The 24483-nt window shown below is 32.0% G+C and carries 25 protein-coding genes and 1 tRNA gene; 12 read left to right on the forward strand and 14 right to left on the reverse strand.

What is annotated here, in order from left to right; translation table 11 throughout:
- The first annotated feature begins 7 nt into the window (after window positions 1-7).
- The 5 genes from OLM52_RS07090 (at window position 8) to OLM52_RS07110 (ending at window position 4825) form a co-directional block, all read left to right on the forward strand.
- Window positions 8-562: a porin family protein gene (locus OLM52_RS07090; RefSeq protein ID WP_264550427.1), complete on the forward strand. Its 555-nt coding sequence runs from the start codon at window positions 8-10 to the stop codon at window positions 560-562.
- A 129-nt stretch (window positions 563-691) separates the two neighbouring features.
- On the forward strand, window positions 692-1105 hold the full coding sequence (aroQ, locus tag OLM52_RS07095) for a type II 3-dehydroquinate dehydratase (RefSeq protein ID WP_264550428.1): 414 nt from the start codon (window positions 692-694) through the stop codon (window positions 1103-1105).
- 315 nt (window positions 1106-1420) lie between these two features.
- The gene (locus tag OLM52_RS07100) at window positions 1421-1792 is read left to right on the forward strand and encodes a GxxExxY protein (protein ID WP_264550429.1); all 372 of its coding nucleotides are present in this window, start codon (window positions 1421-1423) and stop codon (window positions 1790-1792) included.
- Window positions 1793-1883: 91 nt separating this feature from the next.
- Window positions 1884-4349 carry a DUF5686 and carboxypeptidase regulatory-like domain-containing protein gene (locus OLM52_RS07105; RefSeq protein ID WP_264550430.1) on the forward strand — a complete coding sequence of 822 codons (2466 nt, stop codon included), beginning with the start codon at window positions 1884-1886 and terminating at the stop codon, window positions 4347-4349.
- Between the two features lie 56 nt (window positions 4350-4405).
- Window positions 4406-4825 carry a hypothetical protein gene (locus tag OLM52_RS07110; protein WP_264550431.1) on the forward strand — a complete coding sequence of 140 codons (420 nt, stop codon included), beginning with the start codon at window positions 4406-4408 and terminating at the stop codon, window positions 4823-4825.
- A 39-nt stretch (window positions 4826-4864) separates the two neighbouring features.
- Here the strand turns inward: OLM52_RS07110 and OLM52_RS07115 are convergent, their stop codons facing one another.
- From OLM52_RS07115 to OLM52_RS07130, 4 genes are all read right to left on the reverse strand, one after another.
- Window positions 4865-5632: a sulfite exporter TauE/SafE family protein gene (locus OLM52_RS07115; RefSeq protein WP_264550432.1), complete on the reverse strand. Its 768-nt coding sequence runs from the start codon at window positions 5630-5632 to the stop codon at window positions 4865-4867.
- Between the two features lie 70 nt (window positions 5633-5702).
- Complete coding sequence (gene murA, locus OLM52_RS07120) at window positions 5703-7013, reverse strand: UDP-N-acetylglucosamine 1-carboxyvinyltransferase (RefSeq protein ID WP_264550433.1); 1311 nt, start codon at window positions 7011-7013, stop codon at window positions 5703-5705.
- 4 nt (window positions 7014-7017) lie between these two features.
- Window positions 7018-7716 (reverse strand): DUF4290 domain-containing protein, encoded by a 699-nt coding sequence (locus OLM52_RS07125; protein ID WP_264550434.1) that lies wholly within the window; start codon window positions 7714-7716, stop codon window positions 7018-7020.
- 6 nt (window positions 7717-7722) lie between these two features.
- A complete protein-coding gene (locus OLM52_RS07130) occupies window positions 7723-8007 on the reverse strand; it encodes a DUF493 family protein (RefSeq protein ID WP_264550526.1) in 285 nt (94 codons plus the stop codon).
- 126 nt (window positions 8008-8133) lie between these two features.
- Between OLM52_RS07130 and OLM52_RS07135 the strand changes: the two genes are divergently transcribed.
- From OLM52_RS07135 to OLM52_RS07155, 5 genes are all read left to right on the forward strand, one after another.
- A complete protein-coding gene (locus tag OLM52_RS07135; RefSeq protein WP_264550435.1) occupies window positions 8134-8673 on the forward strand; it encodes an ATP-binding protein in 540 nt (179 codons plus the stop codon).
- A 38-nt stretch (window positions 8674-8711) separates the two neighbouring features.
- On the forward strand, window positions 8712-10598 hold the full coding sequence (locus tag OLM52_RS07140) for a RecQ family ATP-dependent DNA helicase (RefSeq protein ID WP_264550436.1): 1887 nt from the start codon (window positions 8712-8714) through the stop codon (window positions 10596-10598).
- Window positions 10598-11545 carry a methionyl-tRNA formyltransferase gene (fmt, locus tag OLM52_RS07145; RefSeq protein ID WP_264550437.1) on the forward strand — a complete coding sequence of 316 codons (948 nt, stop codon included), beginning with the start codon at window positions 10598-10600 and terminating at the stop codon, window positions 11543-11545. Before OLM52_RS07140 ends, fmt begins: the two co-directional genes overlap by 1 nt.
- A gap of 176 nt (window positions 11546-11721) precedes the next feature.
- Window positions 11722-12000 carry an HU family DNA-binding protein gene (locus tag OLM52_RS07150; protein ID WP_264550438.1) on the forward strand — a complete coding sequence of 93 codons (279 nt, stop codon included), beginning with the start codon at window positions 11722-11724 and terminating at the stop codon, window positions 11998-12000.
- 118 nt (window positions 12001-12118) lie between these two features.
- The gene (locus tag OLM52_RS07155) at window positions 12119-12679 is read left to right on the forward strand and encodes a YqgE/AlgH family protein (protein ID WP_264550439.1); all 561 of its coding nucleotides are present in this window, start codon (window positions 12119-12121) and stop codon (window positions 12677-12679) included.
- Here the strand turns inward: OLM52_RS07155 and OLM52_RS07160 are convergent.
- The gene (locus OLM52_RS07160) at window positions 12672-13511 is read right to left on the reverse strand and encodes an aminotransferase class IV (RefSeq protein ID WP_264550440.1); all 840 of its coding nucleotides are present in this window, start codon (window positions 13509-13511) and stop codon (window positions 12672-12674) included. The two genes, OLM52_RS07155 and OLM52_RS07160, sit on opposite strands and share 8 nt — an antisense overlap.
- Before the next feature lie 51 nt (window positions 13512-13562).
- The gene (locus tag OLM52_RS07165) at window positions 13563-13955 is read right to left on the reverse strand and encodes an START-like domain-containing protein (RefSeq protein WP_264550441.1); all 393 of its coding nucleotides are present in this window, start codon (window positions 13953-13955) and stop codon (window positions 13563-13565) included.
- Between the two features lie 160 nt (window positions 13956-14115).
- Here OLM52_RS07165 and OLM52_RS07170 point away from each other — a divergent pair.
- Together OLM52_RS07170 and OLM52_RS07175 are read left to right on the forward strand one after the other, a co-directional pair.
- Window positions 14116-14189, forward strand: a tRNA-Met gene (locus OLM52_RS07170).
- 56 nt (window positions 14190-14245) lie between these two features.
- On the forward strand, window positions 14246-15463 hold the full coding sequence (locus OLM52_RS07175) for a tyrosine-type recombinase/integrase (protein ID WP_264550442.1): 1218 nt from the start codon (window positions 14246-14248) through the stop codon (window positions 15461-15463).
- A 424-nt stretch (window positions 15464-15887) separates the two neighbouring features.
- Here OLM52_RS07175 and OLM52_RS07180 read toward each other — a convergent pair whose 3' ends face one another.
- Genes OLM52_RS07180 through OLM52_RS07215 form a run of 8 tightly spaced genes read right to left on the reverse strand, consistent with a single transcriptional unit; the run spans window position 15888 to window position 24481 of the window.
- Window positions 15888-18281 carry a hypothetical protein gene (locus tag OLM52_RS07180; RefSeq protein ID WP_264550443.1) on the reverse strand — a complete coding sequence of 798 codons (2394 nt, stop codon included), beginning with the start codon at window positions 18279-18281 and terminating at the stop codon, window positions 15888-15890.
- A 25-nt stretch (window positions 18282-18306) separates the two neighbouring features.
- Window positions 18307-21924, reverse strand: a complete 3618-nt coding sequence (locus OLM52_RS07185; RefSeq protein ID WP_264550444.1) for a DEAD/DEAH box helicase — start codon at window positions 21922-21924, stop codon at window positions 18307-18309.
- Window positions 21921-22166: a hypothetical protein gene (locus tag OLM52_RS07190; protein WP_264550445.1), complete on the reverse strand. Its 246-nt coding sequence runs from the start codon at window positions 22164-22166 to the stop codon at window positions 21921-21923. The genes OLM52_RS07185 and OLM52_RS07190 overlap by 4 nt, the downstream gene beginning before the upstream one ends.
- Window positions 22166-22372: a hypothetical protein gene (locus OLM52_RS07195; RefSeq protein WP_264550446.1), complete on the reverse strand. Its 207-nt coding sequence runs from the start codon at window positions 22370-22372 to the stop codon at window positions 22166-22168. The genes OLM52_RS07190 and OLM52_RS07195 overlap by 1 nt, the downstream gene beginning before the upstream one ends.
- Entirely contained in the window at window positions 22372-23082 is a 711-nt protein-coding gene (locus tag OLM52_RS07200) for a class I SAM-dependent methyltransferase (RefSeq protein WP_264550447.1), read from the reverse strand. Before OLM52_RS07200 ends, OLM52_RS07195 begins: the two co-directional genes overlap by 1 nt.
- 21 nt (window positions 23083-23103) lie before the next feature.
- Window positions 23104-23592 carry a hypothetical protein gene (locus OLM52_RS07205; protein ID WP_264550448.1) on the reverse strand — a complete coding sequence of 163 codons (489 nt, stop codon included), beginning with the start codon at window positions 23590-23592 and terminating at the stop codon, window positions 23104-23106.
- A gap of 2 nt (window positions 23593-23594) precedes the next feature.
- Complete coding sequence (locus OLM52_RS07210) at window positions 23595-24074, reverse strand: M23 family metallopeptidase (protein ID WP_264550449.1); 480 nt, start codon at window positions 24072-24074, stop codon at window positions 23595-23597.
- Window positions 24071-24481, reverse strand: a complete 411-nt coding sequence (locus OLM52_RS07215; RefSeq protein ID WP_264550450.1) for a hypothetical protein — start codon at window positions 24479-24481, stop codon at window positions 24071-24073. Before OLM52_RS07215 ends, OLM52_RS07210 begins: the two co-directional genes overlap by 4 nt.
- Window positions 24482-24483: the final 2 nt, after the last annotated feature.

Here is a 24483-nt window from a genome sequence, read left to right on the forward strand (position 1 = left end):
TTAATTTATGAAAAAAGGAATCGTATTAGCAGTACTTTTAATTCTAGGAATTAGTACTTCCCAAGCACAATTATTAAAGTTTGGTGTAAAAGGTGGTTTAAACTTTGCCAACTATACAGGAGGTGATGTTGATGGTTTTGATTTTAAATCAATAACAAGCTATCATGCTGGTGTTGTTGCCGAAATAAAAATCTTTGAAAACTTTGCCCTTCAACCTGAATTATTGTATTCAACTCAAGGATCAGAATTAGAAGGATTTGGTGAGCAAGTAAAAAATGAGTTAGGCTACTTATCATTACCTGTGCTAGCTAAATTTTACTTAACAAAAGATAAATTGAGTTTAGAACTTGGTCCACAAGCATCTGTTTTAGTAAGCGAACGCAACGAGGTTGATGCCGGAGACAGTAATACTTTTGACTTTGCTGTTGCTGGAGGATTAAGTTACAAAATTACAAATGGATTATTTGTTTCTGGAAGATATGCGGCAGGTTTAACTGAGCCTAAAAAAGATGCTGATGTTAAAAATTCTGTTATTCAATTTTCTGTTGGATACATGTTTTAATCTTTTGCAATAAGTCTTAAGCTATAGGCTTTAAGCATTAGCTTAATTTAAAACATTTTAAATTCATAATATTTTACTAAAACCATTCTTCAAACGAATGGTTTTTTTATTTTTACAAAAACAAACTTCATGAAAATTATTATTATTAATGGTCCAAACCTAAACTTATTAGGCAAACGCGAACCCGAAGTTTATGGAAACGAAACTTTTGAATCGTATTTTGAAAAGTTAAAAACAAAATTCAACCGGTTTGATTTCACCTATTTTCAAAGTAATATTGAAGGAGAGTTGATTGATAAAATTCAAGAAGTTGGTTTTTCATATGATGGTATTATTTTAAATGCTGGTGCTTACACACATACTTCAATTGGAATTGGAGATGCTATAAAAGCTATTAACACCCCAGTGGTTGAAGTACATATTTCAAATACTTTTTCACGTGAATCGTTTAGACATCAATCGTATATTTCTCCAGCTGCAAAAGGGGTAATTATTGGTTTTGGATTGCAGAGTTATGATTTAGCATTGAAAGCCTTTGAGTAACGTTGCACTTGTTTTTTACACAGAGATGCACTGAGTTTAATGAGAGGCACAGAGGTTTTTTCTAAACTTTGTGGTAAAGGTGAGAAATACAGAGCGTTGCACTTGTTTTTTACACAGAGATGTACCGAGTTTAATGAGACGCACAGAGGTTTTTTCTAAACTTTGTGGTAAAGGTGAGAAATACAGAGCGTTGCACTTGTTTTTTACACAGAGATGCACTGAGTTTAATGAGAGGCACAGAGGTCACTATGTTTTGTGTAAATGAATTAGTTAGAGCATCGTATTTAATTTAAAGAATAGTATTATAATTAAATTATGGAAAATGATAAATTAACGGAACAAGTAATTGGTTTAGCTATTGAAGTTCATCGTCATTTGGGCCCAGGATTATTAGAATCTGCTTATCAAGAGTGCTTATATTATGAACTAAAGAAAGCTAATTTAAAAGTGGAAAGAGAATTAAAACTACCCATTGAATACAAAGAGATTAAATTAGATCAGGGTTATAGAATAGATTTATTAATTGAAAATCAATTGGTCATCGAAATAAAAACGGTTGAAACATTTACTGATGTCCATAAAGCTCAAATTCTAACCTATATGAGATTAGGAAACTATAAAACTGGCTTACTAATTAATTTTAATACCAAATTATTATCAAAAGGAATCAAACGATTCATATTATAAAAAAGTAAAACGTCTCTGCGAAACTCATTCAAGACAAAGTAATTAAAAAAACTCAGTGAAACTCTGTGTAACAAAAAAAGTAAAACGCCTTATGAAAAAAACTATACTTGCAATCACACTTCTTTTTTCAATTATTTCTTTTGCTCAAATTAGAGGAACTGTCAAAGATTCCGATGGAAATCCACTTCCTTTTGTAAATATTTATATTGAAAACACCTATATTGGAACCACCACAAATGAACTAGGTAAATATGAAATCAATACTACCGAAAAAAACAATGTTGCGTTGATATTTCAATATTTAGGGTATAAAACACAAAAACAAATACTAAATATTTCGCAATTTCCATATGATTTTGATGTAACGCTTCAAGAAGAAAGTTATCAATTAAACGATATTATAGTTACAAATACGGAAAATCCAGCCTATGAAATTATTCGTCAAGCTATTGTTGCAAAAAAGAAAAATGCAGCACGAACAGACAAATTTGAAGCGGATTTCTATTCAAGAGGGATTTTTAGAGCAAAAGATATTCCGAAGAAATTTATGGGCGTTGAAATTGGCGATTTAGATGGTAATTTAGATTCAACCCGAAGTGGTATTATTTATCAATCGGAAACCGTTTCTAAAATTAAATTTGAAAAACCAGCTAATTTAAAAGAAGAAATTATCGCTTCAAAAGTTGCTGGCGACGATAACGGCTTTAGTTACAATACTGCTTTAAATACCAATTATGATTTTTATGAAAATTATGTCGATTTTGGCATTAACATGATCTCTCCAATAGCCGACAATACTTTTAATTACTATAAATTTAAGTTAGAGAGCACTTTTTATGACGATAAAAACCAATTAATCAACAAAATTTTGGTTACCCCAAAACGTGATAAAGAACCTGTATTTGAAGGATATATCTATATTGTTGAAGATTCGTGGGCTATTTACGGAATTGATTTAGACATCAAAGGGTATCGCATGCAACAACCCATTTTGGAAACCATGAAGGTCAATCAGAATTTTAGTTATAATGAAACCACTAAAATTTGGGCAAAAAACGTACAATCCTTAGACTTTAATGCTGGTATTTTTGGAATGAAATTTACGGGTAAGTTCACACATGTGTTTTCAAATTATGTGTTTAAAGATGATTTTGAGAAGAAAACCTTTGGTAAAGAAATAGTAACATTTGCCGAAAATGCCAATAAAAAAGAAACTTCGTTTTGGACCGAAACCAGACCAGTGCCTTTAACTGAAGAAGAAGAGAACAATTATGTGCGAAAAGATAGTATTCAAAACGTTCGAAAATCTCAAGTGTATTTAGATTCTATTGATGCCAAAAGTAATACGTTTAAATTCTTTAAAATCATCACGGGCTATACGTACAAAAACAGCTTTAAAAACTGGAATTTTAATTATCAAGGCTTGACCAATTTGAGTTCATTGAGTTTTAACACGGTACAAGGCTATAATTTGGACAGTGGTTTTTCATTTAGAAAATGGAACGAAGAAACCGGAAAATTCACTTCAATATCCTCTACATTTAATTATGGTTTTGCCGAAGATAGATTGCGTGTAAAAGGGAATTTTTATCATCGATTCAATACTATAAATAATGCTTACATTAATTTTTCAGTCGGAAGCACAATAAGTCAATTTAATCCAAACGAACCGATTAGTAACATTGTGAATTCGGTTGCCACTTTATTCTTTAAAAACAATTATATGAAATTGTACAACAAAGAATTTGCAGAAATTAGCTATGGAAAAGAAGTTACAAACGGCGTTTTTGCTTCAGGAAAAGTGTTGTATGAAAATCGCCGCGCTTTATTTAATAACACCGATTATACGTTAATTAAAAATGATGATTTGTATTTTTCGAATGATCCGTTACAACCTAACAATTATACTTCGGTTCCGTTTGAAAAGCATCAGATTATGAAAGCAAGTTTAGGAACGCGTATTCGCTTTGGTCAAAAATACATTTCGCGTCCAAATGGAAAAATCAACATTCAAAACGACGATTATCCAATTTTGAGTTTTTATTACGAAAAAGCTTTTGGTGCTTCAAACAGTAATTATCATTATGATTTAATCAGCGGAACAGTAGATTACAACAAAACAATTGGGAACAAAGGTGATTTTGGATTGCGTTTCAAAGCTGGAAAATTCTTTAATGCGGATGCTATTTCGTTTGTAGATTACAAACATTTTAACGGCAATCAAACCCATGTAAATTTATTTAACAATTCCTTGAACTCGTTTAATTTACTTCCTTATTATACACATTCTACAAACGATGCTTATTTGGAAACCCATATTGAGCATAATTTCAAAGGATATATCATGAATAAAATTCCATTATTGAACAAACTACAATGGAATTTAATTGGTGGTTTTCATCAGCTAAACATTCCAAACATGAAACCTTATCAAGAGTTCACCGTTGGGTTTGACAACATTGGTTGGGGAAAATTTCGTTTCTTGCGAATTGATTATGTGAGAAGCTACCAGGATGGTTTTCAAGGAGATGGAATCATGTTTGGTTTAAAATTTTAACAGTGGTTCAAAATAATTTTATACCTTAGTAGTACTAACCAATAAAATTATGAACTATGTCAAAACCAACAATTTCCTTTTGGATTATTAGTGTAATTGCACTTTTGTGGAATTTAATGGGTGTAAGTCAATACATTCAACAAGCGTATAATACCGATTCGTTTAGAGCGATGTACACCGAAACTCAATTACAAATGATGGATGCTACGCCAGCATGGTCAACAGCTGCATTTGCAATTGCCGTTTTTGCAGCTACTTTTGGAAGTGTTTCGTTATTATTAAGAAAAAAATGGGCCTACACGTTATTTTTAATTTCGTTTTTAGCCATTATTGTTCAAAATATTGACGCTTTTACTCGATTTAAACTTAGTGATTATGGAACTGCTGAATTGGTCATGACCGCTATAATTCCGGTGTTTGCTTTGTTCTTGCTTTGGTATTCTAAAAAGGCAATTAAAAGACATTGGATTGTTTAATATAAAATCATAAAAAACACTTCTATCGAGGTGTTTTTTTTATTTCAAAAACACATCATATCCAAATCGGATTAACGCCAATCCTACCACAATTAAAAAGAAAACACGGATAAATCCGTTGCCTTTTGAAATGGCTAATCGAGCGCCTAACCACGAACCGGTAACATTGCATATTGCCATAGGAATAGCAACTGCCCAAATGATTTTTCCCTTTAAGACAAATAAAGTGATGGAACCAATGTTGGTAGCCAAATTGACTAATTTTGCATAAATATTGGCTTTTAAAAAATCGAACCCTAAAACCGCTATAAACGCCATGATTAATAAACTTCCGGTTCCTGGACCAATGAATCCATCGTAAAAACCTAAGAACACACAAATGATACTTCCGTAAATATAGGTTTGCTTTTTTGACAATTTATCTACTTGAAATTGTCCGAAATCTTTTTTGAAATAGGTATACAGCAAGAGTAAAATTAAAACCACAAAAAGTAAGGGTTTCATGAAATCGTTTTGCATTATGTTGAGTAAACTTGAACCCAAATAAGCAAATCCAAAAGAAACAATTGCCATTACTAAGAATAACTTCCCATTCACTTTTGCCGATTTCAGATAGTGATAGGTTGCCATACTTGTGCCACTAAAACCTGGGATTTTTAATGTTCCAATAATGGATGCAACAGATACATTAGGCAATAAAATTAAAGCGGCTGGTGTTTGAATTAAGCCACCGCCACCTACAATAGCATCTATGAAACCAGCTATGAAGGATGCAATGCAGAGAAAAATGATGATGTAGGTTTCCATTTTTTAGTTTTCAGTCACAGTTTTCAGTCACAGTAATACTGCTTACTGCGACTGAACACTGAATACTAAATTATACTCTCACGATATTAGCTCCGATAGCACGAAGTCTTTCATCGATGCGCTCGTACCCTCTATCAATTTGTTCGATATTTTGAATGGTTGACGTTCCTTTTGCAGTTAAAGCGGCAATTAATAATGAAATTCCGGCTCTAATATCTGGCGAACTCATCGTTGTTGCTTTTAATTGTGATTGGAAATTATGCCCCATAACCACCGCTCTGTGCGGATCACATAACATAATTTTTGCTCCCATATCAATCAATTTATCCACAAAGAATAAACGACTTTCAAACATTTTCTGGTGAATTAACACATCCCCTTTTGCTTGTGTACACACTACTAAAACAATGCTCAATAAATCAGGTGTAAATCCTGGCCATGGCGCATCGGCAACGGTTAAGATAGAGCCATCAATATCGGTTTTGATTTCGTAGCCCTCTTTGTGAGCAGGAATGTAAATATCGTCTCCTTTTCGTTCTAAGGTAATTCCTAGTTTTCTAAATACGTTTGGAATTTGTCCTAAGTTATCCCAACTTACATTTTTAATTGTAATTTCACTTCTTGTCATGGCTGCAAGACCAATCCACGAACCGATTTCGACCATGTCTGGTAAAATTCTGTGTTCGCAACCGCCTAAGCTATCCACACCTTCAATCGTTAACATGTTTGAACCTACTCCTGAGATTTTTGCTCCCATTGAGTTCAACATTTTACACAATTGTTGTAAGTATGGCTCACACGCTGCGTTATAAATAGTAGTTGTTCCTTCTGCTAAAACAGCAGCCATTACAATATTTGCTGTTCCTGTTACTGATGCTTCATCTAATAACATGTAAGCACCTTGTAATTTTCCGTCGATTTCTACACCATAAAAATGGTCTTCTCTTTCGTATCTAAATTTTGCACCAAGGTTAATAAACCCTTCAAAGTGTGTATCTAAACGACGGCGACCAATTTTATCGCCACCTGGTTTTGGGATATACCCGCAACCAAAACGCGCTAAAAGTGGCCCAACAATCATGATAGAACCTCTTAAACTTCCGCCTTCTTTTTTAAATGCTTCTGTTTTTAGATAGTTTACGTTGACTTCATCGGCTTGAAATGTATAATCACCAGGTCCATTTTTTTGAATTTTTACCCCTAAATTGCCTAAAAGAGTAATCAATTTATTGACATCAATAATATCTGGAATATTGGTAACTCTTACTTTTTCAGAAGTTAACAAAACGGGACATAAAACTTGTAAAGCCTCATTTTTTGCACCTTGTGGTGTAATTTCTCCTTTTAATGATTTTCCTCCTTCAATTTTAAATGTTCCCATGCAATTAACTATTTTTTTTGAATGTATTTTTATTGTTTTTGTTTAGGTGCCCTTTGTTGTTCGTTTTCTTAACAATTCCAGGTTTATTTGTACTGAATTGTGTTTTATTAGACACTTTTTTATTCACTTTCATCAAATCGTGCGTGTTTGAAAGCTCTTCGTTTGATTTAGAAAGGTTTAATTTTCCACCCGAAAGTTCTAACAAATGCTGAAATATGATTTCATCCGTTACAGTGTCTTTATTCCAACTCAAATAACTTTTTTTCATGTGATTGGCAATCACTAAAACCAAGGCATTTTTTAATTCGCTTTCTTCCCAGCTGTTGGCCACATCAATCATGTATTTGATGTTATTGCCATAAAAACGGTACTTAGGAAAATTTTGTGGGTATTTTAAACGATCTGGTTTTTGCGTTAAAATATCTTTTGAAGGAATAGGATAAGGTGAATCTACATCTAATTTAAAATCAGACATAATGAACAACTGATCCCACAGTTTATGCTGAAAATCCAACACATCTCTCAAATGTGGATTCAAAGAACCCATTACCGAAATGATGTATTTTGCGGCTTTATTTCGTTCTTCTCTATCCTCAATTGCTGTAGCTTGGTCGATTAATTTTTGCAAATGTCTTCCATACTCAGGAATAATTAAATGAGAGCGTTGCGAATTATATTCTAAATAACTTACTTCTTCTTGCATGATTTTTTATAATGAAATGATGCCTTCTATGTCAGAAACGGCAATATATTTATCAATAACACTTTGAGCACTTGGCATCGTTACACTTATCGAAATACTTGTAAATTTACCTGTTTTAGATTGTTGTGTAGTAATCACAGCGCCCATATCGTTAAATGTAGCTTCCACTTTAGCAATTTTATGCACATCTGAAGGTACAATAAATTTATATAAATATTCTGAAGGCCAAAGTGTTGAGTTTGACAATTCTTCTTTTAAACGAATGTAAAAATCTTCGGTTTTCTTATCCATCATCATTTCGTATTTGAAAAGCAAATATACTTTTTTATGTTCAGAAATATATTGTTGCTACTTATAAAATTTTTAAGTTGATTAGATTTTTAAAAAAACTTACTTTTGCGCCTTAGAATTTCAGATATGAACAAAGAAATTGTGGTTTTAATCGGCGGACCAAGTTCGGGAAAAACAACTTTAATTGAAGCATTAAAAGAAAAAGGGCACACTTGTTATCCAGAAGTTTCGCGCGAAGTAATCAAAGAAGCGCAGGAACAAGGGATTGAACAATTGTTTCTTGAAAAACCTTTGTTGTTTAGCGAACTCCTTTTGGAAGGTCGAAAAAAACAATTTCACGCTGCCCAAAACGAAGCCGCCAGAATCGTTTTTTTAGACCGCGGAATTCCTGATGTTTTGGCTTACATGCATTACATTGGTGATGCGTATCCTTCTTTTTTTGATCAAGCTTGTAAAGACCATAAATACACTTCCATTTTTGTTTTACCGCCTTGGAAAGAAATTTATGTAAGCGATGCCGAACGCTATGAAAACTATGAACAAGCGGTTTTGATTCATGAACACTTGATGGAAACCTATAAAAATTATGGATATTCAATTACCGAAGTTCCTAAAGATTCGGTAGAAAATCGTATTGATTTCATTATGAAACACCTTGCGAAATAAAACTTTTTGTACATTAGTGTTTCTAAAAGCCATTTAACATGTCTGAAGCCTTATTATTACTTCAAAAATATTGGAAACACGAAACCTTTAGAACACCACAAGAGGAAATTATTCAGTCGGTTTTAGACGGAAATGACACCTTTGCTTTATTGCCAACCGGTGGTGGAAAATCAGTTTGTTTTCAAATTCCAGCATTACTTTTAAACGGAATTTGCTTAGTGGTTTCGCCTTTGATTGCCTTGATGAAAGACCAAGTACAAAACTTACAAAGCCGAAACATTAAAGCAATTGCCTTAACGGGTGGCGTTTCGCAAGATGAAGTAATTGATATTTTAGACAATTGCCAATTTGGAAATTACAAATTTTTATACCTTTCTCCCGAACGTTTACAACACGATTGGATTGTAGAACGTTTAAAGCAATTGCCTATAAATCTCATCGCAATCGATGAAGCACACTGCGTAAGTCAATGGGGACATGACTTTAGACCAGCTTATTTGAAAATTTCGGAATTAAAAACAGCCTTTCCAAAAACACCTTTTTTAGCTTTAACAGCCACGGCAACCAAGCGTGTTCAAGAAGATATTTGCAAAAATTTAGCCTTAGAAAATCCGCAATTTTTCACCAAATCATTTACCCGAGAAAATTTAGCCTATCATGTTATTAAAACAGAAGATAAGTTATTTAAAATACAACAGATTCTGACCAAAAATCCGCAATCCTCGATTATCTATGTGCGTAATCGTAAATCGTGTATTGAAACTTCGCAACAGTTAAATCAATTGGGATTTTCGACTACATTTTACCACGGTGGTTTACCTGCTAAAGAGAAAGAAAAAAACATGCAATCTTGGCTAGAGAATAAATCCCAAGTGATAGTTGCTACGAATGCATTTGGAATGGGAATTGACAAATCTGATGTAAAAACGGTCATCCATATTCAACTGCCTGAAAACATCGAAAATTATTACCAAGAAGCCGGAAGAGCGGGAAGAAATGGCGAAAAAGCATTTGGAATTATTTTGACCAATTCTGGCGATATCGACTTTACAAAAAGGCAATTTCTTGATGTGTTGCCCGATAAAAAATTTGTACGAGATGTGTATGTAAAACTAAATAATTATTTCAGAATTGCTTATGGAGAAGGCTTTAACGAAAGTTTCGCTTTCAATTTAAACCAATTCTGTTCGCATTATAATTTTCCGATTTTAAAGGCCTTTAATAGTTTACAATTTTTAGACCGACAAGGCATTTTGACTTTTCAGAGTGAATCTTCAGAAAAAATTAGTTTGCAATTCATCATACCGAGCAAAGAAGTAATTCGTTACATCAGTTTGCATCCGCATGACGAACCCATTATTACCACTATTTTAAGAACTTACTCCGGAATTTTTGATGTAGAAACAACGATCAATCCGCATTTAGTTGCCAAAAAGTCAAATACAACTGAAGCAGCGGTTGAAAAAGTGATTGATCAATTAGCCGAAAGTCAATGTATTATTCTTCATGCAAAAAACAATGATAGTTCGATTACTTTTAATGAAGTTCGCGAAGACGATTTAACCATTAATCGTGTGGCTAAATTTTTAGCACATCAAAACCAGTTGAAACAAGACCAGTTTCAAAGCGTAATTGATTATATTTCGAATGAAGACAGTTGTAAAAATAAACTGCTTCTCGCCTACTTTGAAGAGATTACTGAAGAAGATTGTGGCATTTGTTCGTATTGTTTTTCCAAAAAAAAGAGCAATCCGAAAGAAAATACCGAATTAATTCTTCAATTGTTACAAAAAGACAACTTATCATCCCGAGAAATTGAAAATTCGTTACAAATTTCTCCCGAAGCCACTATCTTTGCATTGCAATTGTTATTAGAACACCATAAAATTGCAATCAATTCATACAATCAATATTACTTATTATAATGGAAAAACTTCGCATTGTATTCATGGGAACACCCGACTTTGCTGTGGGAATTTTGGATACTATTTATCAAAATAATTATGAAATTGTTGGGGTAATTACCGCTCCAGACAAACCTGCGGGTCGTGGTCAAAAAGTAAGCACAAGTGCGGTTAAAGACTATGCCGTATCTAAAAACTTACGTTTATTGCAACCTACCAACTTAAAATCGGAAGATTTTTTAGCTGAATTAAAAAGTTTGAATGCCAATTTACATGTGGTAGTGGCGTTTAGAATGTTGCCCGAAGTGGTGTGGAAAATGCCAAAATTAGGCACGTTCAACTTGCACGCTTCTTTGTTACCAGAATATCGTGGTGCTGCACCTATTAATTGGGCAATTATTAATGGAGAAAAGAAAACAGGTGTGACTACTTTTTTTATTGATGATAAAATTGATACCGGTGCAATGATTTTGAGCAAGGAAACTACCATTGGCGCAAATGAATCAGCTGGAGAATTACACGATAGATTAATGCAATTAGGAAGTGAAGCCGTAATTGAAACACTACATTTAATTGAGGAAGGAAAAGCGACCACTACACTTCAAACAGAAAATCCTGAAGTAAAAACAGCTTACAAATTAAATAAGGACAACTGCAAAATAGATTGGACCCAATCAGGAAAAACGATTTTTAACTTAATTAGAGGTTTATCACCTTATCCAGCGGCTTGGACCTATATAAAAGATGGTGAAAACGAATGGAATGTAAAAATATATGCCGCATCGTTTGAAGAAAAAGAACAAACTAATGCAATTGGAAGCGTTACAACCACCAAAAAAGAGATCTTCATTGCAACAAAAGACGGCGTTTTAAAAATAACCAGTTTACAATTTCCAGGAAAGAAAAGAATGCAAGCCCATGAATTGTTAAACGGAATATCGTTTTCTGAAAAAGCAATAGCGCTGTAAGCCCTGAAAATGCTATATTTGGGCTAAAAATTCAAAAAAACAAACAATGTTATTAACATTTAGTCTATTTTATCAACATTTTAGTCGAAAAATTAGCCAAATGCTTGCACAGCTCAATTATACCGCTAAATTTGCTATAAATAATTAAGTTTAACCAATTATAAATAACTTTAATCATGAACAAATCAGAATTAATCGATGCAATGGCAGCTTCTGCTGGTATTACAAAAGCAGCTGCTAAATTAGCTTTAGAATCATTTTTAAGCAATGTTGAAGGAACTTTAAACAAAGGTGGAAGAGTATCTTTAGTAGGTTTCGGATCTTGGTCAGTATCTTCAAGAGCTGCAAGAGATGGTAGAAATCCACAAACTGGTAAAACTATCAAAATTGCTGCTAAAAATGTAGTAAAATTTAAAGCTGGTGCTGAATTAGAAGGAGCAGTAAACAAAAAATAATTTTTTGATTTATACAGTATAAGAATCCCGATAAATTCGGGATTTTTTTGTTTCTAGACGATTTTATTTGATTTTGTAAACTTTTTTTGATAACTTTAGATATTAAACTTACAGAAATATGATATCAACTTTACCCAAAAAAGGTCATTTGCTCATTGCAGAGCCTTCTACTTTAGGCGATGTTTCATTCAATCGCTCTGTGGTTTTATTGGCAGAACATAATGACGAAGGTTCTATTGGTTTTATTTTAAACAAACCTTTGAATTATACTATTAATGATTTGCTGCCAGAAATTGAAGCTTCTTTTAAAATATACAATGGCGGTCCTGTAGAGCAAGACAATTTGTATTTTATTCACAACATTCCGGAAATTATTCCGAATAGTGTTGAAATTTCGAATGGAATATATTGGGGCGGTGATTTTGAAACCACAAAGCACCTGATTAATACAGGAGAGATCAACAAGAACAATATTCGTTTTTTCTTAGGATATAGTGGTTGGAGCGTAAATCAACTGGAAATGGAACTGCAAGAAAACGCATGGATTGTAAGTGAAAATTCTTTAAAAAAGAAATTACTCTCCAAATCAAGCAACCAATTTTGGAAAGAAAAAATCATTGAACAAGGAGGCGAATACGTCCTGTTTTCTAATGCGCCTGAAAATCCATTGCTTAACTAAGTCTTATTTTTGCATTTAGTTTGGCTACTATTTCATTCGAAAAATTCACAGTATATTCTTTTTTTCTGTATTTCGTTATGGGCTGAATTCCTGTGATTACGTTTGTTAAAAATAGTTCATCTGCTTTTTGTAAATCAAAGGGTGAAATTGACGTTTCTTTTACCTCAATTCCTTCCATTTTATTTAGAATTTCAATTACTTGTTTGCGCATAATTCCGTTTAAACAACCATCAGAAATTGGTGGTGTAACAACTGAATTGCCCATTTTCATAAACAAATTACTTTGCAAAGCTTCTACAATATTTTTTTCATCGTTTAAAACCAAGCAATTATCATAATCATTTTCTTTGGCAAAAATACTTCCTGTAATTTGAAGCATTTTGTTATTTGTTTTTAAAGTCGAAAGCAATTGTTTTGGAATAAAGAAATCTTTGTACAATTCGACTTCATAATTGGATTTTTCAATCGTATAAACAGAATTTTCGGAAGGAATTGCAACAATGATAAATTCAATTTCATTGCTAATTGGTGTGTAAAATCCGTCAGATTTTCTAAAAATAGAAAAACGAACTCTAAACGAATTTGCTTTTTCAAGAGAATTTGTCAGTTTTAAAATCTGTTCTTCGAAGAATTCCATGGTGAAATTCATTGGGATTTCCATGCGACAAATACGCATTGAGGCCATCAATCTAAAGTAGTGATCTTCCAAGAACAAAACCTTGTTATCTAACACTTTAATAGTTTCAAAAACGGCATCACCGTACAAAAAACCTCTATTTGATTCTACTGTACAATTGCTATTTTCCTGAATGTTTCCGTTGTAATTTACCATAAAAAATCCCGATTAAAAATCGGGACAAATATACTCTTTATAATTTGTTTTTTAAACAGAACCTAAGACATGTTTTAAGTCGGAAATTTGATTTTCCCAAAGTAATTTTGATTCGTCTAATTCGTCTTCATGAGCAAAATCAGAAATTACAATCGAAACATCTTTTGTGATTTCGTCTTCCATAATTTTTAGTTCAAAAAAGTAGTCGGTTTCAGAATCGTCATCGTTCAACCATCTGAATTTGATTCGCTCGCCCGATTTTTTAGACGCTAATTTTGCTTTTTCTTCGGAATCATCCCAAATAAAAGTAAAAAATTCTCCTCTAGAATTAACATTATCGGCAAACCACTCCGAAAGACCAGATGGAGTTGATATATATTGATACAATAATTGTGGAGAAGACTGAATTGGAAACTCTAATTCGTATTTTACTTTTGTACTCATTTTGTAATTTTTAAGTTTGGAAATATATAGAGAATAAATTGAAAATACAAAAAAAGATTTTATTTATTTTTTAGAAAATAATTGTAAAATAATATTTGCAAACAACAGAATTAGTTTTATATTTGCACCCGCATTCGGTAAGGATGTCTGCAGTATATTTGGCGAGGTAGCTCAGTTGGTTAGAGCGCAGGATTCATAACCCTGAGGTCACGGGTTCAACTCCCGTCCTCGCTACTGGTTAAAAACATAGATTTTATGCGGTTTTAGAGTAATTTAAAACCGCTTTTTTTATGTCATTGAGTAAGCAATTATTGCAAAACGCATACGATAACGCATACGATTTAAAGATTATGAAGAATTATTCTGATCCAAAAATTTATGATGCTGGCGGCAGCTTAACGAAAAGATGGTACGTGTATTACTCTTTTAGAAATCCTATTACAAAAAAATTAGTTCGCCAAACTCCTATATATGGCGGCATTAATAAACTTAAAAATTTATCGGAACGAAAAAAAGCTGCTAAAAACTTATGCTGGGCGGTGCAACGTCATTTAGACGGTGGTTTTAATCCTTATCTTGCTTCAAAATTTGATAGTATTGATGTGAAATATACCATTAAAGATGCTTTTGATTACGCTTTACGTAAAAAAAATACCGTTCTTTCTGAAAATAGTTACAGCGATTTTAGAATTAGATCTACAAAATTTAAAAAATGGTTGATTGAAAACGGAATTGATGAATTACAAACTATTGAAACGATTACCAAAAAAGTAGTTACAATTTACCTGAATGAAATTGCTGAAGCAACGTCTGCCCGAAATAGAAACAATACGCGTTCTAATTTGTCAATGCTTTTTAAAGTATTAGAAGACGACGAAATTATAACGGATAATTTTGTGAATGATATTGCAGTTTTAAAATCTACACCCGAACGCAATAAAAGTTATACCACTACGCAAGAAAAAAACATTGAAAAGATTATTGAGAGCGAGCCTATTTTATCGGTATTTATAAAATTGATTTCTTACAACTTTTTGCGCCCTATTGAGGTTTGTCGTTTACAAGTAAAGGATATTGATGTAGTTGATAAAAAGATTTACATACGTGCCAAAAACCAACCTGTGAAAACTAAAATAATTCCGGATATTATGATTAAGGAATTACCCGAACTTTCACACCTGGACCCGAATAGCTTTTTTATTACACCTAATGGTTTTGGAATGGAGTGGAATGCTACAGAAACAACCCGAAGAAATGCTATTTCGGATATATTTAGAAAACGTTTTAAAATTCCCCTAAAATTAGGCAAAGAATATGGGTTATATAGCTTTAGACACACTTACATAACCAAATTATACAATGAATTGGTTAAAAACTCAACACCATTTGAAGCAAAAAGTAAATTGATGTTGATTACGGGCCACACTACAATGACCGCTTTAGATAAATACTTACGTGATATTGATGCGGTGCTTCCAGATGATTACTCTAACTTAATTAAAAAGTAAACCTATAAGTTTACTTTTTAAAGTATCATTATTGTATAATAACAAAAAAACGTGTTACAAAATTGCAACACGTTTTCAATCAACAAAAAATAACTAACAAAATCTATTTCTTTTTAGCGGTCTTACGTTTTTTTGCTAACGTTCCGTTTTTTGCAGCTATTGCGAATTTTTTACGTGCTGCTAATTGTTTTGCGGTTGGTTTTTTTGCACTCATGGTATCTAATGTTTAAATGGTTACTTAAATATCTGAAAAAATGTAATTTTCCCAGTTTTGAATTATTTTAAAATTGAATCGTTTACACGTAATTAACCAGTAAACAAATTCAAACGGACAAATTATTATAGTTACAAGCGTATAAAAAACTGCATTGATAAAAAACCATAGTAGCCAAAATATAATTTTAAAAATTAGTAGTTTCATGGCTTAATTAATTACGGTTTCAACTGGTGCGTTACCTGCTTCTATTTCTCTTTTTTCTCTCATGTATTCCTCATATCTTTTTGGATTAAAACGTTGAAAACCCTCTTCCCAAATAATGCGCTCACCCATTCCATAACGCCCTCTATTTTCCATAAAGAAGTTTTCAACCGTCATAATTGCATCTACAACGTGCGTCCAACCTTGATCACCTTTGAAATCACCGCTTTTAGTAACTTCAAAAATTAGAATAAAAGAAACGTCTGGAAAACGTTTAACAAAACGTTCTTTAAATTCCTCAGGTTTTAATTTTTCTTTTCTTATATAGTCGGAAATCATATCTATAAAAACAAACTTATATTGTCCTGTTGCAATTTCTGCTTCCAGTTCTTGCGTAGTACTGATGTCGCTTGGTTCTGCATTAGAATTGTTTGCTAATCCGCTGCTTTTCCAAAGTTCCTGTGTTGAAAGGTTAAAACCTTGATCCGCAAAATTGTATAGCACTTTTCCAAAATTTGTAAAATATTCAGCCATTTGCAATGATGCCGATGTTTTTCCATTTTTAGGTTTACCCCAAATTGCAATTTTTAAGTTAGCCGCTGGATTTTGCATTAACTCGCTCCATTCCTCATTGATTGCAAGTGTATCAAAATTTGTCCCTAACAACCTTTTTGCGCCTGAAGATAGTTTTTCATTACTTTTTGTAACTGTTTTTTCAGGCGCTTTTGTTTGCAATGGTAATGGGTTTGAAAGCATTGTATTTTTTTCATTAAAAACAATAGGCTGTATCATTTCAATAGCTGGAGCTGTAGCATTTCGTATAATTACAGTTTCTACTGGATAATTATTAACTGGTGCGTTTAGTGTTTTTTTTTTAACCGCCACAATGTTTCCAGTGTTTTCTTGAAATTTATACCCTTTTTTTAATTTTCCGCTTTTATCTATTCCATTACACTTAACACGATTAGAGCATACTTTCGGTGAACCTAATTTTTGTTTACGAACTTTTATAATGTTTCCTGTGTGCTCTTGAAACTTATACCCTTTATGTAATTTTCCTGATTTGTCAATCCCTGTGCATTTTATACGATTAGTACATACATTTCTAGGTTTTGATAAACCATAAAAAGTAACTTCTACTTTTTCTTTTGGGTCATACAAATATGTTTCACATTCCTTTTTAGCCATTAACAATTCAGGGCGTAAACGGTCATTAGATACCTCAATTTGTTTTTCAATGCTTTTCAAAAGAGTTTTTACTTTACTAACTTCAGGCAAAGTACCTTGAATAGCTATAAATCTTTTCAATAAAGATACACTTGGGAGAACTTTTTTATTAGTAGAAAATTCTTCAATTTCTGCAAATAACTTTTTGTCTGTAAATTCAATTTTTACGTCTGCTTTTTTAGGGTTTGCAAATTCCTCAAAAAGAATAGTTAATTTTTCATTACACTTATTGAATAAGTTAGCATTTTCAGACGTTTTTCTGACTTTACGCTCTACGGCTGCTTTATTGAAGGCAACATATAATAAACGAACTGTATTGAAAGGAATAACAACGTTTTCACCTTTTTTTATCATGGCGTAAAAACGTCGAATTAATAAATATTCAATCGAGTTGTTATCAACTAAATTCTTTTCATTGATTACTTTAGCTACTTTAGTTTTTTTAGGTGCTGCTTTTTTAGCAGTTGTTGTTTTTTCTATTTTGCTAACAGTACTACTTTCTTTTTTATATTCAGGAAATTCACCTGGATATTTATCATTTAAAATTTGACCTAATGGTTCTTGGAAAAAATGAAAATCTAATTCAATACCTCTAATTGTTTGTAGTTCATCAACTGAAATATAACCTGCTTCAGAATTTTGAGTATCTCCATTCAAAACAACATAACCAAAAAACATATTTTCAGATGGGTCGTAATCTAAAATATACCAGTCTGTTTGGCCATAAAAGAAATGTGCTTTTACAAAACTATCCATTAATGGTAAATCTTGGCGTTTTCTAGCTAAATCAAAATCTTTCTCCAGGTCTTTAATTAACTGAACAAAGTACTCTTTTTCTTCTGAACGTTCATAACCTAACAGTATTTCCTGTTGATGTTTTGGCATTACTTTTTTTAGATACTTTGTATTATCTAAAGTTTCTGCAATAGTTTCTTTTCTTTTGGCAGGTGCTACGGTTTTAGGTTTGTCCGTTTTAACTAATACACTATCCTTTTTAGTAAGATTATCATTAATTGATTTTAAAAACAAATCAATTGTTTCTTTAATATCATCGTCATCATCATAAAACTCCATCATATCCTCAATATCATTTCTGTTATCTTGAATAGTTTGAGGAAAGTTTTTCCAATTCCAGGTATCTTTTTGCTCGTTATAATTTTTAATTGTCATCATTGGTGGTTGGTTAAATGGTTAATTATTATGCTGCTAAAAGTTGTAATTTGATTTTAATGGCCTTTGCTTTCATTTTAGCCAGCTTCAATCTTCTTAATTTATCGTTATCTTCTACTTTTGGTTGAGTTCGTTTAACTGTATTTTCTTTAGTTGGAAGAAAACAGCCTGCTAAATTATTACCTTCGCTATCTTTTTGAACAACGTCCTGAAATAAATAAGACATTAAATAGTTCATATCCGCAAAATCTTTTACACGGTCTTTTAACTCCCCACCTTTTATAGCATACTTTTGTTTTTGTTCTGCAACTTTTAAAAGTATTTTTTCTTGGAATTCTTCTGTTCTAACTTCTTCTATTTCCAATTGCGTTAATGCTTTTTCTTTTTCCATTTCAGCTAGAATAACAGAAATATCCGTATTTTCATTATAACCTCTTTGGTCAAAAATAGTACGTTTAATTTTTGCATACTTTGAAGTAGTTTCTTTGTAATTTTCTAAACCACTATCATAAGAACGTTCCAGTACTAAAGACATATATTTTGAAGCTGCTGCAATTAAATCCTTATCGGTGTAATTTTGGGTTATATTGTTAAGCTGCTCATACAATGCAATGTATCTTTCAATTCGGTTTTGTTTTGCTTTGGTAAATGATTCCATTTTTTTACCTAAAGACGAAACATCATCAAATATTAATAACTCCTCATTCCAGTCACTTAATTTTAGATTTTTAAAACTTTCTTTCCAGGTAATTATTTTTGCATATACCTGATTTCTATAATCTTCTAAACGTGTTTTTAAATAGCTGTAATTTCCTAAATCTTCAATATTACTATTCAATACCATTAATTTAGTTGAAAGTTCTGCAGCAATTTGTTTTACTTCGAAACGTGCTAATACGTTCAAATCTGTAACCAATGCAAATTTAATTTCGTTTGGATCTAAACTTTCTTCATCTAATACATTACCTCTATCAGCTTTGCTCCATAAATCATTGATACGGCTTGTTTTTTCCTCAAGCTTCTGGAATACAAAAACGTCCATACTGTTTTCCATTAATGGCATAACAATCCTAACAAAACCAAACATATTTTTTTGTCGCCAGATGCGGCCTTCTAACTGTCTTAAATCGGTTGGGTTCCAGTTTGGGTACAAATTATATAATACTGTTGATTTTTCCTGTAAATTAATACCTTCTTTAATTGTTGACGTTCCGATAATAATCTTGCACGTACCTTCATTAAAAGCAATTTTAATTTTTTCTTTATTAGCTTGGGTAATTCCACTAGAAATGATTTCTACTTCGTCAACTTTTTGGTTTGGAAATTCTTTTAATTTAACTCCTGTTTTATATCCTACTTCTTTTTCTAAATATTCCTTTATGTAGTGAAAATACTCTTTTCCTCTATCAATGTAAATAACTTGTCCTGAAACATTTTCGTTTCTATTTTCATGGTATTTTTTAACTGAATCAATACAGTCCATTGTATATTTTATCTTTGGACTTGAAACAACAAAATCAAAATAATCGTCTGGTTGCGATTTATCGTATAGGAATGGAGAAAGTGCATTATTTAAACTTTCCGACATTAAACGCAATAGTTTACCTGGATCACTTTTATCAGCTCCTTGACTTGCTTCTGAATTAATTGCTCTTTGATTAGCTTGTTGTTCGGGAGTAAGTTTTAAATAGGTTAATACCTGGTCCTCTACTTTTAATTTTTCAATCCCTTTTTCGGTTGCTACTTTTATTCTAGGAAGATTAATTTTGCACGGTCTAGGAATATTGGCTTCTTCTCCTGTTTTAAAATTAATGTGAGAATTAATCAATTTTTGTAATGAAATACGATTGTTAAATGACTTCACAACATTACTTTGTTTAATTTCTCCATCAATTCCTACTACGTGTTCCGTTGTTTCTGAAATGTATTGTTCGAAAAATGTTCTTAAATTAGTAATACCCCATGACTTCATATAATCAAATGCGACTAATGAAAGCATGGAATAAATTTCCATTGGACTATTGGTAAAAGGTGTAGCCGTTAAAAGCATTACATTTCTACCATATTTTCTTTGGATATAATTAGTAATAAAAAACAACTTAATACCTCTATTTGAAGGCTGGCCCCCTTTAATGTGAAATTGTTTACCGTTTTCATCGGCTTTTACTTCTGAAAACACATTTTTAAAATTGTGTGCTTCATCGACAACAATGTAGTCAAAACCTAAAGTTTCAATATCAGCAATAGTTTCTTTAGTTCCTGTTCCAATTATTTCTCGTAATTTTTCATTTTCTTTTTCTCTATCTCTATCTGTTCCTTCGCTTCTTTGTGAGAGAATATCTGAAAGCTGCTCAAAATGTTCGTTAGCCGTATACTCATTAAAACCAATTTTTTGTAAACCTTCATAGGTTACTAAAGTGATTGTTTTTTCTTTTACTTTATTGTCAACGTCAATATGGTCATATTCTGCACCCAAATTATACCATTCGTTAATTGTAATTCCTGTACCGGTTAAAATTCCTTGTAAATCTCCATTACCTAAAATTTCTTTAATCCAGTTTTTATATGTTGGATTAGGAACTGCTACAATTGGGCGTTTACATTTACCTGAATTAATTGCGTTTGATAATTCAATGATTGCCGTAATAGTTTTACCAACGCCTACATCATAAGCGATAATTCCACTACCTACTAATTCCATAAAAGCAATTCCTTCGCGTTGTGCTAAACGAATATCTAAATCGTTACCCATGAATTTTTTAGATATTTGTAAGCCAATTGGAATTTTATGATATTGCAATGGTGCAATTGCATTAAACTTTTCGTTATACTCAATATCAATTCTTACCTGATCATTGTATTCTAATGCTTCATATAGAAACTTTTTAAATAAACGCTCCCCTTCATCTCTAGTTCTTTTTTTAATATCTAACCATTCCTCTTTTTCAATAGTTCGAGGTTTATTTTCATTGTTTAGATAATAATTGATGATTTCCAATGCTCTAGTTTTGTTAAACTGATCATCGGACAAAGTTCTTAAATAATCTTTGTAGGCTTCCTGAAGTGTTGAAGGTTCACTTAATGGAATTTCTTTAAGTGAATTAACCATGAAATTACGTGCCGTTTCTGAAATGGCTAAAATAACTGGCCTTTCACTTTCAACTGGATTAGAAATTGAAATTTTATTAGGCATTAAGTCCTGAATAGTTTTGATATGGTTATCAAATATTTTTTGCCCGTAAGTATCAACAATGGTTTCCTGGTTCTTTTTTAGTTTTGATATTTTTTCGTAAAGATTACCAAAAACAAAGATAGGATAAGGAACAAGGTTGTTTTCTTTTTTTGTGGCATCATAAAACAATATACCCTTTACTACCCATTCTTTTAGCTGCTTTTGTGTTGGATCAACAAAATAAGATTTCCAATTAAGCATTGGCGTTCCTGTTAATCTTCTATACCATACCCAAGCATGAATTTCATCTTGTGTAATACCTGGATTGTATTTTTCAATACTTTCCTCAATAGTATAAACCGAACTAGAAATACGCCCTAGTCCTGTGGTTTTTTGCATACGCATTAATCGGTCTTTTGACTGTTCAATTAACTTTTTAGCGGTGCTGCTTAATGGTCCTTTATATTGTTTCATGTGGTTAATAATTGAAGTTTTATTTTAATAGCTTTTGCCTTTAATTTAGCTAGTTTTAATTGCTTTTCTTTGTCGTTTGTTGGTTTGTTATGATTAACTCCAGTAACTCTTAAAACGTCCTCTTTAGTTCCTTTTACCATAATAGGAAAAAAGCGAGAAGTAGTTTCGTATTCTACTCCTGCTATTTTTTCAGGGTGTTTTTTAAACCAGTTATCGTTTGAGGTTATTTCGACAAAGTTCATTACAACATATCGTTTAAATGAGGAATGCAAGCCGAAGCCGTAAAGTTCTCTTTGCACATCATTATTACTATTTCGTTTTCAACATACTTATATCCGCTTTCTGTTTGAATTAAGTCATAAATTGTTGGTGCTGCTTCTCTTTTTAAATTAGATAAAGCAATATGAATTGCAGATCTAACTTCCGTTTCTATTTTAGCTGATTTCATTATTTGCGTTTAAATATTAGTATATCCGTTGGAACTTGTGTGTTTTTAAAAACTTTTGGCATACGATAAGCATCTACAAATTCGGCTAATTCTCCAATTTGCTTTTTTTCATGTTCGTAGGTTTTATCATTACGCATGAAATTGCTTCCAGTAATGAAAACAAGCAAGCCGCCTTTTTTTAATACTTTCAATGATTGAAGCATAAAAAACTGTTCTAGTTGTTTAAATTTTAGTTTTTTAAAGTAGGGTGCGTAACTTCCTGAATATTTGCCGTAAGGTGGATTTCCAATAACTAAATCAAAGGGAGCATCTTTTAACCAGGTTGCATCATTTTTTAATAGTGACGTAAATCTAGGCTCTTGTAAAAATGCAGTTTCAAAATATTGGTTATAAATTGTAGCTTCAGGAACTCGTTTTTTTGCTATTTCGTAGTTGAATTTATCTAGTTCAAATGCAGTTACATTTTTTGGATTATCAACAACGGTTAAGAAATGACCTGTACCACAAGAAGGCTCTAATATTTTTCCAGTTTTTGAGTTAAATCCGTTTTGAATTGCCAGTTTATACATTACTTCACACAACCAAATAGGCGTAAAAAATGAATACAGCCTATTTTGGCCGTCATTTGGTTCGAAGTTTTCTAAAACACTTAAATCTTCTTTGGTTAAAGAAGATTTTTTAAGTATTTCTTTTATCAAAGAATTACTCATGGTTGGTTGGTGGTTAAATGGTTATTCAGCAGTCATTGGCTGCTCAATTACGTATGATTGGCCTAAAGCTTCAACTACAATTTCTAAAGTATAGTCTTTTATCTCCGTAAGTTGTGCTAAATTAGACATTTCCGATAAAAAAGACAAATATTTTGTTTCAATTGTTATTCCTGAAATTGAATTTGTTCCAAAAGCAGGAATTTCGATTTTTGTAATATCCGAATTTGCTTCACCTAAAAAAATACCTTTTCTAAATACACGAACTTTTTTAACAGAAATAAAACCTAAGCCATTAACGTAAAAATCATGTTCAGTAGGATTGTAAAATTTTACCGAAATATCAAAGAATAATGATAATCCTTTAATATTTACTTTTGAAATACTACTGATTTTGAATTGTAAATTTTCGATTACGTTTGAATAATCATCATATTTCTTTTTTCCATAAGCAGCTAATAAGGTCAAAATACCTATTCCAAGAACTACTTTTTGAGGTGTGTTAATGTTCATTATTAAAATAGTTTAGTAGGATCTAACAATTTGCCATTTTTATCATATACCTCGATATGTACATGATTTGTCATTTGCGACGAATATTTTGCAGCAATATTTTGTGAAATTCCTATTTGTTGTCCTTGCTTTACTTGTGCGCCAATTGAAACTGTAGCTTTCATGTAAAAAATTTTTACTTTGTACACTTCGTTTACAATTTCTATACCGGTATAACTTAAATCACTTGAGTAAGGAAAAGGAAAACGTGTTACTTTTCCTGAAATAGGTGCATAAATAGTTTGTCCAGGAGTGGTAACAATATCCAAACCGTTGTGTTTTCTTGCTCCACGACTTGCGCCAAATGAACCACAACCCCAACCGCCAGCATCACAACCTCTCGCTCTTTGTTCTGCTGTAATATTTCCAAATGCTTTATTTGTTCCCATAACTAGAAGTGTTAAAAGTGTCGCACCAGCGATGTACCAATGCTGTTTTTTCATAATCTAAAGTTTTCATTCTGTACTGTTAATGCCTTTCCGTTTCTTACACATTCTGTATAACCATAAATACACTCTTGCTTTTCTCCTGTTAGAATTCTTGCTTCTATTTCCATTGGATTTAAGTCGTAGCCTAATTCATTATTATAGCTTGAATAATTTGCGTAAAATTTTATTAAACCCATTTCTTGATATTGTTTCCAATGTACTAACTCGTGGTTAAGTAACATTTTATTATCTTTTTGTTCAGGTTTAATAAAAATACCGAAAGGCGGTATTGTTCTTGCGTTGTAATTTCCAGTAATAGTATTGTTATAGTAGATTTTTGGTTGATTGTTCCGTTTTTGCAATTCATTATAAATTGCAAAAACGAGAAAACCGCCTATTATAACTTTTGTACTACCTTTCATTT

Source organism: Flavobacterium sp. N2820, assembly GCF_025947285.1.
GTDB lineage: Bacteria > Bacteroidota > Bacteroidia > Flavobacteriales > Flavobacteriaceae > Flavobacterium.